A 17,429-nucleotide genomic window follows, 5' to 3' on the forward strand; every position below is an offset into this window, starting at 1 on the left:
AGGCCGCTCGGGCTAGTCGATGCGCAGGCTCTGTTCCATGGTGAAGCACTGATCCCAGACGTAGACGTCGAAGGCGGCCAGGCGGCTCGCCCACTTCGGGGTCAGCTCGTTCACGCAGGCGAGCGCGACGCGGTCGATGTAGTGGTCGAACCGCGCCCACGGGTTTTCGGCGCGATCCGCTTCGTGCAGTCCCTCCCCTGGCACGGTGGCCTCGAGGGCGGCCCCGGCCGCCGCCTTCAGGTCCTTCATGAACGCCAGTTGCGTGAGCACGTCGTCCCTGGTGCCCGTCCGCGCCACGTGGCCGCCGACCAGGGTGTCGAAGTCCCACCGGCTGATCTCCTCCACCTGCTGGAAGACGTTCGGGACGTCGTGGGCGACGGCAAACCGGCGCCACGGCATCCAGCCCGGGAACACGACGTCGACGACCATCAACGTTCGCTGCCTGGGGGCGTGGATGAAGATGTTGCCCGGCGCGTGGGCCACTCCGTGGTAGGTGAGCTCGAGGCGCTGTGTGCCCGCGCGCACGGTGTACCGGTCGCGGAACGTCACCGATGCCAGCGGCCGGTCAGGATCCTTGTCCCTGGCCAACAGTCGGTTCGTCTCCTCGTGGGCGATGATGATCGGAGTACCACCGAGCTGCCTCACGCCGGCGATGTGGTCGACGTGATGGTGGCTGTACACCACGTGGGTGATCGGCTGGTCGGTGACCTCGGCGATGGCCGACCGGATGCGCGCAGCGTAGGAGGGCGGGGCATCCACGACCACGACGCCCGCCTCGTAGACCAGGAACATCGACTGGTAGGCGCCATCGGTCACCATGAACAGGCCCTCGCCGAGCTGCTGCAGGCGATAGCCCTTGGCAGGATCGATGGGTGCGCCTCGCGCCTCCCGCGGTACCTCCTGGTACCTGTCCATGCGGACCCCGATCGGCGCCAACGCAGGCATGTTGGGGTAGGCGACGCCCGCGGTTCCTGGACGCGCGCTGGCGCCGGCCGTCGGCGCGCCTGCGCTTCCGACGGCTGCGTTCAGGCCGAAGGCACCCAGCGCACACAATCCGAACGACGCGGCGATGTACGCCGCGAGAGTGTCGTACCGAGTCAGCATGTCGGCGCTCCTTCATTGCGCGACGCGTCGTGATCGCCACGTCTGCGTCGGACCACCCGCATCACACCAAGGCGGGGCGCTGGCGCGCCATTGCACGATGGTGTCGCATGCGGACGATTCGGCGTGGGGGACCCGACCCTGGTGCCGATCGACTCCCTGAGTGAAGCGCGGCGTCCCGGGCGATACCTAGGTGCAATGGCGACCGTGGTCGCATGTGGCACGAGATGCGACTCATGGACCAGACCTCGACCCGGACGTCAGCCAGGCCGGTACGTTGGAAGATGGCGCTCCTCACCTGGCTGACGCTGATGCCGATCACCTCGGCCACCGCGTATGCGCTGCAACCGGCGCACTTGCCCCTGCTGGCAAACGTCGCGATGTCGTCAGCGGTCAGCATCGCACTGCTGACGTGGGTGGTCATGCCCCGCCTGACGAGACGGCTGGGGCCCTGGCTCCGCCGCCGGGGTGCGTCCGATGCGCGCGCGCGATCGGTGCGTCGTTCACGGCCTGGTCTCACCGCCAATGGCGACCACTCATAGCGGCCGGGTCCCGCGATGCGGCAAGCAGATCGTCATTCCCACCGCACGCGCGCGTCGGTGACCGACCGGAGGTCGACCGATGGCACCGGGAGCCCCAAGGCATCGGCCATCGTGACGAGGGCCGGCAGCGAGTCGGCGCGCATCTTGCGCATGACCTTGCCACGGTGGGCCTTCACGGTGATTTCACTGATCCCGAGCTCGGCGCCCACCTGCTTGTTCAGCAGGCCGGCGACCACGAGGACCATTACCTCGCGCTCGCGCCGCGTCAGGGACTGGTAGCGCCGACCAAGCACCCGGGTGCGGGCCTGCCGCACGAACCGGTCACGACTGCGCTCGAGTCCGTCACGGATGGCCGCCAGCAGCTGGTCGTCGTCGACTGGCTTCAGCAGCACGCTGACCGCGCCCGCGCGCATCGCCCCCACGGTGCCGGGCACGTCGGCGTGCCTGGTGATCCACACGACCGGCAGGTCCTGCCGTTCGGTCGCCAGTCGCTCCTGAAGCGTGCCCCCGAGGGAACCGGCGAGCGGCACGTCGATCACCAGACAGGCCGGCGCAGCGTCGCGAGCGTTGGCGAGGAAGGCGTCGAGGGAGGGGAACGTCTCGGCGCGCCACCCATGCACCTCGACCAGCAGCTCCAGTTCCTCTCGAAGCCCATCGTCCTCCTCGACGAGGAACACGGTCGGCTGAAGGGCGAACGGCGACGATGAATCGAGCGCGACAGTGGCGGCAGCGGTGCGAGTCGAGCTCATGTACATGCGGGACTCCTTCGTGTGATGCCACGAAGGTAGCGGCTGACACGTCCCGGCACATCCCGACATGTCGCTACGGCACTGCCCACTCAGGCGTGAATGCTTTCCTCACCCGAACGAGTGAGGCGCGCCGGGCCGGTCGAGCCGCACACTCCTGACACGTGCCCGCATGGCCGCTGAGCGTCGGCCCGCAGCCACCAGGCTGTGTGGTGGAGAGGGCCGCGGCCGAGGTGGAACTCACACTATGGTCCTATGGATTCGCCAACGCTGCCCGCGGTGTGATCGGGGTGCATCATGATCGGGTCGCGCCAATCGTCGGCCGGTCGGCGCCTTCGCGAGCAACGCCGCCGATTGTACCGACGGCCACACCGGGGATGACCGTGCCTGAGACCCAGATCGCCTTGCGCAGCGTCGGGACGCCCGACCGGATCTTCCCGACCCTCACCCCTGCCCAGGTCGCGCGTATCGCGGCGCATGGGCACCGCAGGCCGATTGCGGCCGGCCAGCGCCTCGTGGAGGTGGGCCAGGCGCATGTGCCGTTCTACGTGGTGCTGACCGGCGCCGTGCAGATCCTCCGCTCGTCCGGTAGCGCCGAGACCCTCATCGTCACGCACCGGCCGGGTGCGTTCCTGGGCGAGGCCAGCATGATCGCGGGGCGCCGCTCGCTGGTGCGCGCGCTGGTCAGCGAGCCGGGCGAGGTCCTCGAGGTGGAGCGAGAGCAACTGCTGCGGCTCGTGCAGACCGATGCCGAGCTCGGCGACATCGTGATGCGCGCCTTCATCCTGAGGCGGGTCGAGCTGATCGCCCATGGCCTCGGCGATGCCGTCGTGATCGGGTCGAACCACTGCGCCAGCACCCTGCGCCTCAAGGCGTTCCTGATTCGCAACGGTCATCCCTTCGGGTACATCGACCTCGATCACGATGCCGACGCCCAGGAGATGCTCGAGCGCTTCCAGGTGTCGCTCGACGACGTCCCGGTGCTGATCTGCCGCGGCGAGACCGTGCTGCGCAATCCGACCAACCAGCAGGTGGCCGAGTGTCTCGGCTTCAACGAGGCGATCGATCAGGCGCGTGTGCGGGACGTGGTGGTCATCGGCGCTGGGCCAGCCGGCCTCGCGGCGGCCGTCTACGCCGCGTCCGAGGGACTCGATGTCCTGGTCGCCGAGGCGAACGCGCCGGGAGGACAGGCGGGCACGAGCTCCCGTATCGAGAACTACCTCGGCTTCCCCAACGGGATCGCTGGACAGGAGCTGACCGATCGCGCGCACACGCAGGCACTGAAGTTCGGCGCGCAGGTGGTCGTCGCCAAGGGCGCCACCGAGCTCGCGGGTGGGCCGGACGCCTACGCGGTGCGCATCGACGGCGGCCCTCCGGTACCGGCTCGCGCGGTGGTGATTGCCACCGGCGCGGAGTACCGCAAGCCGCCGGTCGACGATCTGCCGCGGTTCGAGGGGGCCGGGGTCTACTACGCGGCCACACCCATGGAAGCGCAGGTCTGCACCGGCGAGGATGTCGTGGTGATCGGTGGTGGCAACTCCGCCGGCCAGGCGGCCGTGTTCCTGGCGCAGACCGCCAGGCACGTCCACATGCTGGTGCGTGGTGACGGGCTGACGGAGACGATGTCGCGGTACCTGATCCGGCGCATCGAGGACCACGAGCGCATCACGCTGCACACGCGCTCGGAACTGGCCTGGGTGCGGGGCAGCAATCACCTCGAGGCCGTCGGGTGGCGAGGGCCCGGTGGCGAGATCGAGGTCCACGCGGTGGGTCACGTCTTCGTGATGGCCGGCGCGCTGCCCAACACCGCCTGGCTGGAGGGCCGCGTGGCGCTCGACCCGCGCGGCTTCATCAGGACCGGTCCCGACCTCACCCCCGAGGATCTGGCGGCCGCATCCTGGCCGCTCGCACGGCCGCCCTACCTGCTCGAGACCAGCCGCCCGGGCGTCTTCGCGGTCGGCGACGTGCGGAGCGGCAACAGCAAGCGCGTCGCGTCGGCAGTCGGCGAGGGATCGAACGCCATCGCTTTCGTCCACCAGTACCTGCGGACCTAGGCGCACCGACACCATCGTCCAATGGAAGCCCGCTGTGCCGTGTAGTCGAATGGAAACGTGACCGGCGAGCCCTTTACGTCATCGAGATGCACGGCGACCGGCTGCGATCGCCGTCGCTTCCTCGGTATGGCGCTGGCACTGCCTGGCGCGCCATGCCTGACTCCACGCGTCGCGGCCGAGCCGGGCCATCCGAAGCCCGCGTCGGAGCGGCGCGGCCTGAGCGCGTTCGGGCCGATCAAGCACGTCGTCGCCGGCGTGCTCGACGTCGGCTACGTCGACGTCGGCCCCCCGGAAGCGCCGCCGGTCATCCTCCTCCACGGGTGGCCCTACGACATCCACAGCTTCGCCGACGTGGTGCCGCGACTGGTGTCGGCCGGCCGCCGGGTCGTGGTGCCGTACCTCCGCGGTTTCGGCGCAACGACGTTCCTTTCCGCCAGCCAGCCGAGGAACGCGCAGCAGGCGGCCGTCGCGCTCGACGTCATCGCCCTCATGGACGCGCTCGGCATTCGGGCCGCCGTGATCGGCGGGTTCGACTGGGGAGCCCGCACCGCCAACATCGTTGCCGCACTCTGGCCGGAGCGGTGTCGCGGCATGGTGGCCGTGAGTGGATACCTGATCGGCAATCGCGACCTGAACCGCCGGCCGCTCCCCCCGCACGACGAGCACGCGTGGTGGTACCAGTACTACTTCGCCACCGAGCGGGGGGCGCAGGGCTACCAGGAGTTCCGTCGCGAGTTCACCGCATTGATGTGGAGGCTGGCATCGCCGCGGTGGTCGTTCGACGAGGCGACCTTCGCCCGGACAGCCGCCGCGTTCGACAACCCCGATCACGCCGCCATCGTCATCCACAACTATCGCTGGCGGCTGGGCCTGGCGCCGGGCGAGCCGCAATACGACGCGCTGGAGGCGACGCTGGCGCGTGCGCCGGCCATCGCCGTGCCCTCGATCACGCTGCAGGGCGACGCCGACGGAGCCCCGCACCCTGCCAGCCGGGCGTATGCCCTTCGGTTCACGGGCCCGTACCAGCACCGCGACATCGCCGGCGGGATCGGCCACAACCTCCCGCAAGAGGCGCCGCGCCACTTCGCGGACGCGGTGCTGGCGGTAGATCAGTTGTGAATGGCGTCCGCGGTTTCGCAACCCACCGGAGCCCGTGGGGGCGGGCTCGGCGGCAGACTCCCAGGAGGCGGCCATGCGTGTGGTGAAGGCGGCGGCGGTCCAGCTCAGTCCGGTGCTGTACAGCCGGGAGGGCACGGTCGACAAGGTGATCCGATCGATACGGGACCTCGGGCGGCTGGGCGTACGGTTCGCCACGTTCCCCGAGACGGTGGTGCCGTACTACCCGTACTTCTCGTTCATCCAGCCGGCCCATCAGATCATCGCCGGACGCGAGCACCAGCGCCTGTTGCACGAGGCGGTCACCGTGCCGTCGCCGGCCACCGACGCCATCGGTGACGCGTGCCGGGAGGCCGGCGTGGTCGTGTCGATCGGCGTCAACGAGCGGGATCACGGGACGTTGTACAACACGCAGCTCCTGTTCGACGCCGACGGTCGGCTGCTCCAGCGCCGGCGCAAGATTTCACCGACATACCACGAGCGCATGGTGTGGGGCCAGGGTGACGGCTCCGGGCTGGTCGCCATCGACAGCCAGGCCGGCCGGATCGGGCAACTGGCCTGCTGGGAGCACTACAATCCGCTGGCGCGATACGCGCTGATGGCCGACGGGGAGGAGATTCACTCGGCGATGTACCCGGGCTCGATCTTCGGCAGCCTGTTCGCCGAACAGACCGAAGTCAACGTCCGGCAGCACGCGCTGGAGTCCGCTTGCTTCGTGGTCTGCGCGACCGCGTGGCTCGATGCGGGGCAGCAGGCGCAGATCGCCAGCGACACTGCCGGCCCGATCGGTGCCATCTCGGGTGGTTGCTTCACCGCGATCGTCGCTCCAGACGGCCGGGTGATCGGCGAGCCGGTTCGGACCGGCGAGGGGGTGGTCATCGCCGACCTGGACTTCGCGGCGATCGATCGTCGCAAGCAGGTGATGGATGCCCGCGGGCACTACAGCCGCCCCGAACTGCTGCGCCTGATGGTCGACCGCCGCCCAGCCAGGCACGTGGATGGCCCCGGTAGCCATGCCGAGCTCGCGACGATGGCGGCCGCGCCACTGTCGGTCGCGCCGACCGCCTGATCTCCCCTGGCCATGGCAGCCCGAGGCAACGACTACGACCGCCACGCTCGAGGTCGCGATTCACACGGTACTGGAACGACCACATCCGCTGAGCTGCGGACGCAGGGACGGAAGGAGGGCGGACGATGACGGAACAGTTCGACGTGGTGTGTCTCGGTGGTGGCGTCGCGGCAGAAGCGCTTGCCGAGGGACTTGCCGACAGCGGCCTGACGCTGGCGATCGTCGAGCGTGAACTGGTGGGAGGCGAGTGCCCGTACTGGGGCTGCATCCCATCGAAGACGCTGGTGCGATCCGGCGAGGTCCTCGCGGAATGCGGGCGGGCCCGGACGCTGTCGGCCTCGCGCGTCGAATGGGACGTCGACTTCGGCCGGATCGCCAGGCGCGCGTTGTGGATGGCGCGCGACCTCGACGACAGCCGCCCGGCCGCCGCCCTGCAGGCCAAGGGCGCCACCCTGATACGAGGTGATGGTGCGCTTCTCGACGCGCGCACCGTCAGGGTCGGTTCGCGCCAGTTGACGGCCACGCGTGGCCTCGTGATCGCGAACGGGAGCGTGGCAGCGGTTCCGCCGATAGACGGCCTCCACCTGGTCGAGTACTGGACCAATCGGCAGGCGACACTGCCCGCAGCCCTGCCGCGTTCGCTCGCGGTGCTCGGCGGCGGCCCGATCGGACTGGAGCTCGGGCAGGCCTATGCCCGATTCGGATGCCAGGTCACCGTCATCGAGGCGGCGGACCACCTGCTGGCCCTCGAGGAGCCCGAGGTCGGCGCGGCGATCCGCACGCACCTCGAAGCAGAGGGCGTCACGGTGCACGTGGCCGACCCGTGCATCGGGATCGATCGCGACGCGGAGGGCGACCTGGTGTGCCTGCGCCTGCGCTCTGGCGCCGAGGTGCGCGCCGAGCGCCTCCTCGTGGCGACCGGTCGCCGCCCGCGGGTCGAGGCCTGGCAGGCCGCCGGCCTGCCGCAGGGGGACAAGGGATGGTTGCGGGTGGATCCGTCGACGCTCGAGGTCACGCCGGGCGTGTTCGTGGCAGGCGATGCTGCCGGCCTCGGCGGTTTCACGCACCTGGCCGATTATCACGGGCGCGTCATCGCCCGCCGCCTGCGCGGCGAGGACGCGCGTGCCAGTCACTCGGCCGTTGCCCGTGTGACGTTCACCGATCCCGAGGTGGCGTCGGTCGGCCTGTCCGAGGCCGCCGCGCGCGCCGACGGCGCCGACGTGATCGTGTCGACCAGTGATCCCGGCGAGACGGCGCGAGGGTACATCCATGATTTCCACGGCGGCGTGCTCAAGCTGGTGGCGGACAGGCGCCTCGGCACGCTGCTGGGCGCCAGCATCCTGGCGCCGCGAGCTGGCGAGATCATCGGTGAGCTGATGCTCGCCATCCGCGTCGGCACGCCGATCGACACCCTGGCCGACCTGATCCATCCGTTCCCGGCGTTCAGCCGGATGCTCAATCGCAGCTTCGCCGATCTCGCGTCGATGCGGCGCGCGCCGCGCGCGGAGCGCTGAGGCGACCGGGCGCGTGACGGCTGGGCCCGCGACAAGGGGTCGCCGCGCGATGGGCGCGGCGACGACCCCGACGGCGCGGGCCGCCTTACCTGGCGTACCGCGTGAACACGTAGTCGCGCCCGCTCACCGCCTTGTGGCACTGGAAGCACGCGTTCAACTGCGCCGCGTCGCGCGACGCCTGGCCGTCCTCGAAGTGCGCGTACAGCCAGCCGCCCGTCTCGGCGTACTTGCTGGCATCCTTGACCATGAACTGGACGCCGTTCTTCGGATGGCCAGCCACGAACGACTGCTTGCGGCCGAAGCTGCGGTCGTTCTCCTCCGACGATTCGTAACTCCACGCGAGCCGCGCGATCACCGTCCCATCCGGGAAGGACGTGCGTCCACCACGGTACGCCTCGATTGCCACGTCGTTGCCGAGGACGGCACGGATGTCGTCGAGGTCACCCTCCTCCCGTGCGACCGAGACCAGGCGCCAGTCTCGATAGCCGTCCGGGAGCCTGCCCGCCGAGATCGCGGCGCTCGCCGCGGCCGATGCCGGCTCCGACGACACGGTCGGCATGGCGACGAGCGCCATCGCCATCGATGCTCCCATGAACACTCCTGCCGCTCGCGCCAGCGGGCGACCTGCTGGATCCAGTCTGCGCATGTTCTCCTCCTGCGCCTCATCACAGCAGGCCGGCGCCGCGCGTGCCATCGGACGAAGGTATCGGGCCGTCCGGTCGCTTGAGCACGACGAACGACACGTCGTCAACAGCAGCGGCGTCGCCGCGATACCGTTCGAGCGATGCGGCCAACGCCAGACCGAATGCCTCAGCGGACCGCACGTCGAGCGCGCGTGCGAGCGTCAGCAGGCCAGGGCGGCCCAGTTCCTCTCCGCGGCTGTCGAGCGCCTCGGACACGCCGTCGCTGTAGAGGAGCACGATGTCGCCAGGCCCGAGGTGCAGCGCGCGGCTGCCGTACGACACGTCCGGCAGCAACCCCAGGGGAAGGCCCGTGGCCCGGCGCGAGGTGGTCCTGCGGCTTTCCAACCATCGCCACTGGCCAGCGTCGGCTCGATACCACAAAGACGGTGGATGCCCGGCGCTCGAGAGGACGAGCACGGCGCGATGGCTGTGCCAGCCGGCGGCGACCATCGTCACATAGTGCAGCGAGGCGAGGCGCGCGCCGACCGCGCGATTGAGTTCGCGCAGTAGCGACCGCTGCTCGAGCGCGCTCAGGGAGTCCTGCACCATGTCGCGGAGGATCGCGCCGAAGGCCGCGACGGCGTTGCCGTGACCGCTCACGTCGGCCAGTGCAATCCGCGCCACCTGGCCGACCGGGCATACGGAGAGTACCTGGACGTCGCCGCCGCACTCGCCCTGCGCGGCGGGCTGCGAATGGACCCATGCCTCGAGGCCGGGTAGTTGGACGAGCCCGGACGCGCGGCCGGCGCGTGCCCAGGTCTCGCCATGGGCGAGACGGACGGGTGCGCTCGCGGAAAGAGGCTCCGCGATCTCGCCGGCACGAGGCTGATGTGTCTGGCGCATGGCCACGAGCGTCTCGTCGTCCGGGCGAAGCGTCGCCGCGCGGGAGTGTGCTCCCCGGACCGGATCCCACTACAGCACGGCGCCGCCGACCGCGCCATTGCACGATCGTGTCGCTGTGCTGCGGCTACGTGGCGGGGCCGGCCCGCGCTGTACGCGGCGTCGCCGATACGTAAGTCTGATGGATCGCGTCGGGCAGGCCGGGCAAGCTCGGTGCGTGGCCACGAGTGCGTCGCCCTGGCGATGCCCATCCATTCACGGCGGGGCCATTCGCTCACCACACGTCAAGGAGGTTCTGATGTCGCGCGGTCCCTCGTCCCTCGTCCTTGCGGTCCTGCTGCTGGGAGCCGGCACGGCACTCGCTCAGTCGGTCAGGACCGACCACGATCCGGACGCCGACTTCCGGCGGTATGCCACCTTCATGTGGCTGAAGGAACCGTCCACGTCCAGCCCGCTGATCAATCAACGGATCACCGACGCGGTCGTCACTGGCCTGACCGCTCGAGGGCTACGACTGGTTGCGGCCGACGCCGACCTCGCGATTGCCGTGCACACGGCGACCGAGCAGGCGCAGACCCTGCACACCTTCTACACTGACATCGGTGGGGACTGGGAATGGCGGGGCTCGTCGTTCGGCTCGGCCACCACGTCGTCGACGAGCTACACCGTCGGCACGCTCGTACTCGACATCTTCGACGCGTCGAGCCGGAAGGCCATCTGGCGCGGCACCGGGATGAAGGTGCTGTCGGAAGACCCGAAGAAGCGGAGCGCGACCATCGTCGGCTCGGTCGAGAAGATGTTGCAGGACTATCCGCCCTCCAGGGACGCCAGACGGCGCTGACCGCGGCAGTCCCGACCCGGACGTGCGCCACACGTCGGTCGAGGCCGACGCGCAACGGACGGACCTCACGAGACGTGAGGTCCGCCTTCGCATGTGAGCTCCCGGGCGACGCCCTGCGGTCGGCCGAGCGGCAGGTCAGGCGATGGGCGCTGACTGGCCGTGCCGTTCCGACAACACGCGCGCGGCCGCCTCGATGGCCTGCTCGGGCGAGTCGCCACGCTGCCGCGCCACGACGTAGCCTGCATACCAGTCCGACCAGTGGTGTGGCGGGGCGCTGCCCTCGTGCTGGCCGTGACGGCCCTCGGCCTCACGGAAGAGGGCGGTGAGCGTGGCGGCGTCGGAGGCGAAGCCGCGCCCCGGGAGGCGTGAGGTGACCTCCTGCAGCAGCCATTCGTTGCCGTCGGGATCACTGAAGGCCGCAAAGGAAAAGTACGACCGCCCCTGCGGATCGCGGCCGGGCACCCGCGAGGTACCGCGCGTGTTCAGCAAGCCGTGATCGAAATGGAAGGCCTCGCTGACCGCGACGCCGTGGCGCGCCAGTTGCCGGCGGGCCGCGTCGATGTCGTCCACCACCAGGAACGTCCCCTTGACCGTCCCCGGCGCCGCGTCGGTGAAGCCCCGGCCGAACATGATGGAGCACGGCGAGCCCGGCGGGGTCATCTGCACCAGTCGCCAGCTGTCGCCATGCGAGAAGTCGGCGTCCAGCCGCCAGCCGAGGCCCTCGTAGAACTGTCGCGCCCGGTCGACGTCCGAGACGGGAACGACGACCACCTCGAGTTTGAGGTCGAGAAGGGGCGGGGTGAGCCCGTCGGTGGTCGGCTCCGCACGCTGTTCCTGTGTGGTGTTCATGATTCGACTCCTTCGTCGTGACGAGTGTCGCGTCGGCGCGTGGCAGGCGTCCGTGGCTACAGGCCGGGTTCCGCGCCGCCGCCGGCCGGTGCGTTGCGGCGTCGCCGTCAGGCCCGGAGAGGCACCCGCATCGGCAGCGCACGAGCACACGAGGCCATTGGACGCCGGGGGCAGTCGCGGCGCCATTGCACGAAGGTATCGAGGCATCGAGCGTGTGGCGCCGGTGCGACGGCCCGTGCCGGCCGACACGTTGGTGCAATGGACCGGCGGCCTCCGCCTGTGGCGTGATCGAGGAGCCAGTTGCCGAAGCGACGCGGGCGTGACCGCGCTCACTCGCCGGCACGCCAGGGGAGACACATGCTGATGCCACCGGACCGGCGCCACTTCATCGGTGCGGCTGCGATGACCGTCGCGGCGGCAGGGCTGGATCTGTTCCCCCGGGCTGGTGCCGCCGGACCGGAAGCGCTCCGGGCGCTCTGGGGCGGGTCGCCCTGGCTGAACGCGCCGCGTCCCGATCCCGCGGCGCTCGGTGGCGCGGTCGTCGCCGTACAGTTCGGCACCTTCACCTGTATCAACTGGCTGCGCACGCTGCCGCACGTGCGCGCGTGGACGCAGGCGTACCCGCAGCTCACGATGGTCGGCGTGCACACGCCGGAGTTCACGTTCGAGCGCGATCTGGCGCACGTCCGGCGATCGATCGCCAGGCTCGCGCTCGGGTACCCGATGGTGGTGGACAACGACTACGCCATCTGGCGCGCCTTCGACAATCACTCCTGGCCCGCCCTCTACGTGTTCGGCAAGGACGGCCAGCTCCGGCGCCGGCACTTCGGCGAGGGTGAGTACGACGCGTCGGAGCGGGCCATCCGCGACGCACTGGCCGAGGCAGGGCGCCTGGCGTCACCGTCGCATCCCGGGCAGGTGGTGGCCGAGAGGTTCGAACTCCAGGCGGACTGGGCCAGCCTGCAGTCTCCCGAGATGTACCTGGGACGCGCACGGCAGCAGCGGTTCGCCTCGCCGGGAGGCCTGCAGCGTGGCCGCCGCACGTACACGGCGCCAACGCCCCTGGCCTTGAACGCCTGGGCCCTGGGCGGCGCGTGGACCGCCGGGCCCGAGGCGGCGGTCGCGCAGGAACGGTCGGCACGTGTCGCCTGCGGCTTCCAGGCCCGTGACCTCCATCTGGTGATGGCCCCGGCCAGCGACGGCACGCCGATCCCCTTCAGGGTGCTGCTCGACGGTGCGCCGCCGGGCGCCGCACACGGCCACGACGTGGATGCCGCGGGCGACGGTGTCGTCAGTGAACCCCGACTGCACCAGCTGATTCGACAGCCACAGCCCATCAGGGCGCGCCAGTTCGCGATCGAGTTCGCGCTGCCGGGCGCCCAGGTCTTCTCGTTCACATTCGGCTGACGCCAGCGAGCCTCCGCAAGGCCGCCGATCGATACCAAGGTGCAATGGTGCGAGGGCCGCTCGCTCCTTAGGCTGGGCGCCGGTGGTCGACCTGTCACAACCCGCGACATCGTGGACCACGTCCGGCACGGTGGTAGCCAGAACCGGGCCGTCGCCGTGCCGTGGGCGAGGCCTCGACCTTGAGTCGTCAGCGTCACACATGGTGTGGGCCGACGAGTGACCGTGATGACCCAGCCGGCGTTGGTGGCAGTGGTGGACGACGATGTGTCCGTGCGTGAGTCGTTGCCCGATCTCCTCGCAGACGCGGGGTGGCGTGTGGAAGCGTTCGCGTCGGCCGAGGCGTTCCTGGATGCGCGTGCACAGGCCCGCACGCATTGCCTGATCCTCGACATCGGCCTGCCGGGCCTGAGCGGTCCCGAGTTACACGAAGAGTTGCTGCGGCGGGGGAGCGTGGTTCCGACGGTGTTCATCTCCGCCAGGCTCGACGACCGAATCGGGCCACGGCTGATGGCCGCCGGCGCCGTCGCGGTGCTGGCCAAGCCATTCAGTGTCGCTGCGCTGGTCGACGCTGTCGCGGCGGCGCTGAGAACTCGCTGAGTGGCCGTCGGAGCCTGAGCAGGCCCACGCCGGTCGCGCGATCCCTGCGTGAACCTCATCAGTGGCGGCACATGCGTTCGTGTGTACTGACGTATGTCGTGACGCGGCGGCGGGACAACGGCCCAGCGCACGTCGTCGACGGCTGCAGATCGCCGCAGGCCTGGCCTGGCGTGGAAGGACGTTGCCCGCGAGTGAGGTGTGCGGTAACCTGCCTTGCAATCACAGACCCTCGACTGCCTACCGGCGTAACGTGACCTCGACGTTGCAGCCGCCAGCGTGTGCCGTGCTGGCGTCGTATCCACCCCAGCTGCTCGGGCGACCGTGGCCGCGGCCCAGGTCGTCTCGTCCGTGGCGCACTGCCCAACGGTCGAGCGGTTCGGTCGCGAGCGTCGTGTCGTCGAGTGGTCGTGAAGAGTTCAGGGCGTGCGCGGGGACGCATCGATCGATACCTAAGTGCAATGGCGTGCGCGTGGCGCAAGGGCGCACGCTGTCGTCCGAGCGGCGCAGGCAGGTGGCATGCGCCTCCATCGTGACAACCCGTCGGGAGTGCCCTCCATGGTCGAGACTGCGGGTGTCGTGTTCGTCGTCGACGACGATGTGTCCGTGCGCGAGTCGCTCGAGCCCCTGATTGCGGGGGCGGGGTGGCGCCCTTGCATGTTCGACTCGGCGCACGCGTTCCTGGCCACGCCTCCCTTGGACGCCCCGATGTGCCTCGTCCTGGACGTCAGCCTTCCGGACCTGGACGGGCTCGAGCTGCAGCGGCAGCTCGGCGACCGCGCCGGGATGCCCATCATCTTCATCACCGGGCAGGCCGACGTGCCGATGACCGTGCGGGCGATGAAGGCGGGCGCCATCGAGTTCCTGACCAAGCCGTTCGACAACGACGTGCTGCTCGATGCCGTCCGCCACGCCCTGGCCACGAGCGAGACCGCGCTGATGCGGCAATCGGTGCTGCGGGCGCTGGGTCACCGCTACGCAAGCCTGACGCCTCGGGAGCGTGACGTCATGGGACTCGTGGTGGCTGGCTTGCTGAACAAGCAGGTGGCGTGGGAGCTCGGCATCAGCGAGATCACCGTGAAGGCCCACAGGGGCCAGGTCATGCGGAAGATGGAGGCGGACTCGCTGGCCGAGCTGGTCACCATGGCTGCGACGTTGAGGCTGCCCGCGCCGCGCTTTGTCAGATATTGCCGGCCGACATCGACAACTGCGCCATAGCGCAGCGCCGATGCAGGACGCGGTCCGCACTCGGCGGTCTCCGGGAACTGCTGATCAGCGGGCATCGCCAGCTCGTTGCCGAGGCCCGGCGAACGGCATGGCGCTGGCCGGGCGAGGATCACGGGCACGACGGCCGGCAGGCACAGGAACGCCCGGACGCCGGGTCGCGGCGGCGGCGAGTAATGGCATGGACCTCACACCGGAAGTGTTGGACAAGTGGCAGCGACTCCTGGACGTCGTGGCCAAGCTGGTTGGCGTGCCCTCGGCGGTCATCACCATGATCGAGGCGCCACTCTGCACGTGCTATCGGACGGTCGTGTCCAGCGCCTCGCCTGGCAACCCGTTCCCGATCGACCAGCTGTTTGCCCTCGATATCGGCACCTACTGCGAAGAAGTCATCAAGACGCGGGCGCCACTTCTGGTCGAGAACGCCCTGGAGGACGTTGCGTGGCTGTCCGCGCCAGAGCTCGGTGTCGGCATGGTGTCGTACCTGGGCTTCCCGGTGATCTGGCCCGACGGCCGCGTCTTCGGCACCGTGTGTGTGCTGGATAGCAAGGCCAATGCCTACGGCGACGTCCATCAGGACCTGCTGCGGCATTGTCGCGAGGTGCTCGAGGACGACCTGCGGATGCTCGCCCGCTTCGGTGAAGAGATCGACGAGCAGAAGAATCGCCTCGACGAGCTCTTCGCACGGGTGCCGGCCGCCATTGCCATGGTGGACGGCGACTCGCGGATCGTGCGCGTCAATCCCTCGTTCACTCGGATCTTCGGTTACTCCGCGGCCGAAGCGCTCGGCCGGCGGACGAGGGACCTGATCGTTCCCGACGACCGTCAGGAAGAAGCCGAAGGGTTGTTTCACCGGCTGGCCCTGGCCGACGAGGCATTCGAGGTGGAGACGGTCCGGACCCACAAGGACGGGACGCGGGTCTCCGTCTCGGTCGTCTGCGTGCCCATCTCCACGAACGGGACTGGCGGCGCGGGCTACATCATCTACCGGGATCTCACCGAGTCACGGCGTTTGCAGGAGGAGCAGCGACGGCACCACCAGGTGCAGCTGGAGCTGGTCCAGGCGCAGCGGGTCGCCACATTGGGGCTGTTGTCGGCCTCGATCGCGCACGAACTGAACCAGCCCCTGACCGGCATCGTCACCAACTGTGGCACCGCCGTCCGGATGCTGACGCGCGACACGCCGCAGCTCGATGGCGCACTCGACGCCATGACGCGGACCATGCGCGACGCGACCCGTGCTGCCGATATCGTCGCCCGGGTGCGCGCCCTGTTCCGGGACCGGCACGAACCCGCCACGGACGGGATCGACCTGAACGACGCGGCCCTCGAGGTCGTCGCGCTCCTCAGATCCGACTGCGACAAGGCTCGCGTGAGGATGAACACCGCGCTGGCGGCGGGCCTGCCACCGGTGAGTGCCGACCGCGTCCAGATCCAGCAGGTGATCATGAACCTGTTGCGCAACGCCATCGAGGCGGTCAGCGACGTCCCGGATCTCCGGCGAGAGGTGCGGCTCGGCACCGCCCTCGACGCCGCCGGCTGGGTGCGCCTCAGCGTCACGGATGCCGGCTGTGGCCTGCAGCCAGGTGTGGACCTCCGGATGTACGAGCCGTTCTACAGCACCAAGGCCGACGGCATGGGGATCGGCCTGGCCTTGAGCCGATCGATCATCGAGAAGCACGGCGGTCACCTCCGAGCCACTCCCAACGAAGGGCCGGGGACGACGTTTGCCGTCACCATCCCGTGCCTCGGTGAACCACGCCAGCCGAGCGTCATCGCGTAGAGGCACGAGTCGCGTCTCCCCTCGGCAGCCCGACGGGACTGCGGTCGCCAATCCGCTCATCGTCAGCATCGATCTCGCTTGAGTTCAGTTCACGAATGACCGCTGAGCCGCGGCCGACCACGTGACGCCCTCGCTCGTGGCGCTGACTGGGGTGGGCAGAACACGGTCTCGGTGCGCGGAGCATGATCAGCTGTGTTCGTCTGCTGTCGGGGGCGGCCGTGGGTGCGCCGGCAACCGTCCGGGGGCGGCGCCAGGCGACTGCTCACGCCAGCGCCGGTGCGTCCGGCGATCGCCGCGAGTCAGCGCCAGGTGCCGCCTGCCTCGCCTAGGTGAACGCGATGTCGCTCAGGTCGATCGAGACGACGAGCAGCGCCTGGTCCGGACGATTGTCGGCAAGCGGCGGATACACCAGTCGCCGGGTGGGAACGACGATCCCGGCGATCGTCTCGTGACGGGAGACGTAGTGCGCGGCGGTGGTGCCGCCCATGACGTCCACCGCGTAGTCCTGCCGTTGCAGCAGCCCCTCTCGATCGAAGTAGAAGGTCTGCTCCCGGCTGTGCGTGGCGATCGTCTCGGGAAACGTCACACGCAGCCGCCGCCATTCCGTCCGTGCATCTTCCTGCCACGGGGCGACCTCGTCCGAGGTGACTCCGGGCCACGCGAGGACGAACGGCGTGGTCAGGTACGTCCACATCGCATAGCCGGCGAAGTAGGCCAGGTGTAGGTCGTCCCAGGGCGTCTCGAGCGTGTGCCCCGCGAACGCGGCGCGCGGGTCGCGTCGTTCCTCGATCACGGTGCCATCGATGCGCTCGATGGCCACGCGGTCGGGCGTGAAGGCCGTGCGCAGGTCGGGCTGGCGGAACGGAGCGTGCGAGGCCCACGGGCGACGGAGGTCGGCCGTCACGTGCACGTCATCGAGCACGCCCGGCACGCCCTTGAGGTGCCACAGCGCTCCGCCATTGACGAGGCGTGCGGTGACGCGCGAGAACTGTCGCCAGGTGTCGAGTCCGCCGTGGGCGGCGATGGCCAGTCGTGCCAGGTCGTTCATCATGTTCTCCCTCGAGTC

The 17,429-nt window shown here is 69.7% G+C and carries 16 protein-coding genes; 10 read left to right on the forward strand and 6 right to left on the reverse strand.

Going from position 1 to position 17,429, the window contains the following annotated elements; all coding sequences use genetic code 11:
• Positions 1-12: 12 nt before the first annotated feature.
• Positions 13-1,104, reverse strand: a complete 1,092-nt coding sequence (locus TBR22_RS09150; RefSeq protein WP_239492670.1) for an MBL fold metallo-hydrolase — start codon at positions 1,102-1,104, stop codon at positions 13-15.
• Positions 1,105-1,337: 233 nt separating this feature from the next.
• On the opposite strand from TBR22_RS09150, the gene TBR22_RS09155 reads away from it, so the two are divergent.
• A complete protein-coding gene (locus TBR22_RS09155; protein WP_239492671.1) occupies positions 1,338-1,643 on the forward strand; it encodes a hypothetical protein in 306 nt (101 codons plus the stop codon).
• Positions 1,644-1,675: 32 nt separating this feature from the next.
• On the opposite strand, the gene TBR22_RS09160 is transcribed toward TBR22_RS09155, so the two are convergent.
• Positions 1,676-2,392, reverse strand: coding sequence for a response regulator transcription factor (locus TBR22_RS09160; RefSeq protein WP_239492672.1), 717 nt, complete (start codon positions 2,390-2,392; stop codon positions 1,676-1,678).
• 380 nt (positions 2,393-2,772) lie between these two features.
• On the opposite strand from TBR22_RS09160, the gene TBR22_RS09165 reads away from it, so the two are divergent.
• The 4 genes from TBR22_RS09165 to TBR22_RS09180 all read left to right on the forward strand — a co-directional run bounded on the left by TBR22_RS09165 (position 2,773) and on the right by TBR22_RS09180 (position 8,142).
• Complete coding sequence (locus tag TBR22_RS09165) at positions 2,773-4,443, forward strand: FAD-dependent oxidoreductase (RefSeq protein WP_239492673.1); 1,671 nt, start codon at positions 2,773-2,775, stop codon at positions 4,441-4,443.
• A gap of 126 nt (positions 4,444-4,569) precedes the next feature.
• A complete protein-coding gene (locus TBR22_RS09170) occupies positions 4,570-5,562 on the forward strand; it encodes an alpha/beta fold hydrolase (protein WP_239492674.1) in 993 nt (330 codons plus the stop codon).
• A gap of 73 nt (positions 5,563-5,635) precedes the next feature.
• Entirely contained in the window at positions 5,636-6,628 is a 993-nt protein-coding gene (locus TBR22_RS09175; RefSeq protein WP_239492675.1) for a nitrilase-related carbon-nitrogen hydrolase, read from the forward strand.
• Positions 6,629-6,753: 125 nt separating this feature from the next.
• Positions 6,754-8,142, forward strand: coding sequence for an NAD(P)/FAD-dependent oxidoreductase (locus TBR22_RS09180; protein WP_239492676.1), 1,389 nt, complete (start codon positions 6,754-6,756; stop codon positions 8,140-8,142).
• An 85-nt stretch (positions 8,143-8,227) separates the two neighbouring features.
• Here the strand turns inward: TBR22_RS09180 and TBR22_RS09185 are convergent, their stop codons facing one another.
• The gene (locus TBR22_RS09185) at positions 8,228-8,788 is read right to left on the reverse strand and encodes a cytochrome P460 family protein (protein ID WP_239492677.1); all 561 of its coding nucleotides are present in this window, start codon (positions 8,786-8,788) and stop codon (positions 8,228-8,230) included.
• 19 nt (positions 8,789-8,807) lie between these two features.
• Positions 8,808-9,668 carry a PP2C family protein-serine/threonine phosphatase gene (locus TBR22_RS09190; RefSeq protein ID WP_239493484.1) on the reverse strand — a complete coding sequence of 287 codons (861 nt, stop codon included), beginning with the start codon at positions 9,666-9,668 and terminating at the stop codon, positions 8,808-8,810.
• Between the two features lie 295 nt (positions 9,669-9,963).
• Here TBR22_RS09190 and TBR22_RS09195 point away from each other — a divergent pair, with 295 nt between their 5' ends.
• Positions 9,964-10,506 (forward strand): DUF4136 domain-containing protein, encoded by a 543-nt coding sequence (locus TBR22_RS09195; protein WP_239492678.1) that lies wholly within the window; start codon positions 9,964-9,966, stop codon positions 10,504-10,506.
• 135 nt (positions 10,507-10,641) lie between these two features.
• Here TBR22_RS09195 and TBR22_RS09200 read toward each other — a convergent pair whose 3' ends face one another.
• Positions 10,642-11,355 (reverse strand): VOC family protein, encoded by a 714-nt coding sequence (locus TBR22_RS09200; protein WP_239492679.1) that lies wholly within the window; start codon positions 11,353-11,355, stop codon positions 10,642-10,644.
• A 357-nt stretch (positions 11,356-11,712) separates the two neighbouring features.
• Between TBR22_RS09200 and TBR22_RS09205 the strand changes: the two genes are divergently transcribed.
• From TBR22_RS09205 to TBR22_RS09220, 4 genes are all read left to right on the forward strand, one after another.
• Entirely contained in the window at positions 11,713-12,762 is a 1,050-nt protein-coding gene (locus TBR22_RS09205) for a hypothetical protein (protein ID WP_239492680.1), read from the forward strand.
• A 225-nt stretch (positions 12,763-12,987) separates the two neighbouring features.
• On the forward strand, positions 12,988-13,359 hold the full coding sequence (locus TBR22_RS09210) for a response regulator transcription factor (RefSeq protein WP_239492681.1): 372 nt from the start codon (positions 12,988-12,990) through the stop codon (positions 13,357-13,359).
• A 516-nt stretch (positions 13,360-13,875) separates the two neighbouring features.
• Positions 13,876-14,574 (forward strand): response regulator transcription factor, encoded by a 699-nt coding sequence (locus tag TBR22_RS09215; protein WP_239492682.1) that lies wholly within the window; start codon positions 13,876-13,878, stop codon positions 14,572-14,574.
• Positions 14,575-14,761: 187 nt separating this feature from the next.
• Positions 14,762-16,363 carry a PAS domain S-box protein gene (locus tag TBR22_RS09220; RefSeq protein WP_239492683.1) on the forward strand — a complete coding sequence of 534 codons (1,602 nt, stop codon included), beginning with the start codon at positions 14,762-14,764 and terminating at the stop codon, positions 16,361-16,363.
• Positions 16,364-16,688: 325 nt separating this feature from the next.
• On the opposite strand, the gene TBR22_RS09225 is transcribed toward TBR22_RS09220, so the two are convergent.
• The gene (locus TBR22_RS09225; protein ID WP_239492684.1) at positions 16,689-17,411 is read right to left on the reverse strand and encodes a hypothetical protein; all 723 of its coding nucleotides are present in this window, start codon (positions 17,409-17,411) and stop codon (positions 16,689-16,691) included.
• Positions 17,412-17,429: the final 18 nt, after the last annotated feature.

The organism is Luteitalea sp. TBR-22 (genome assembly GCF_016865485.1).
In the GTDB taxonomy this organism is placed as follows: domain Bacteria; phylum Acidobacteriota; class Vicinamibacteria; order Vicinamibacterales; family Vicinamibacteraceae; genus Luteitalea.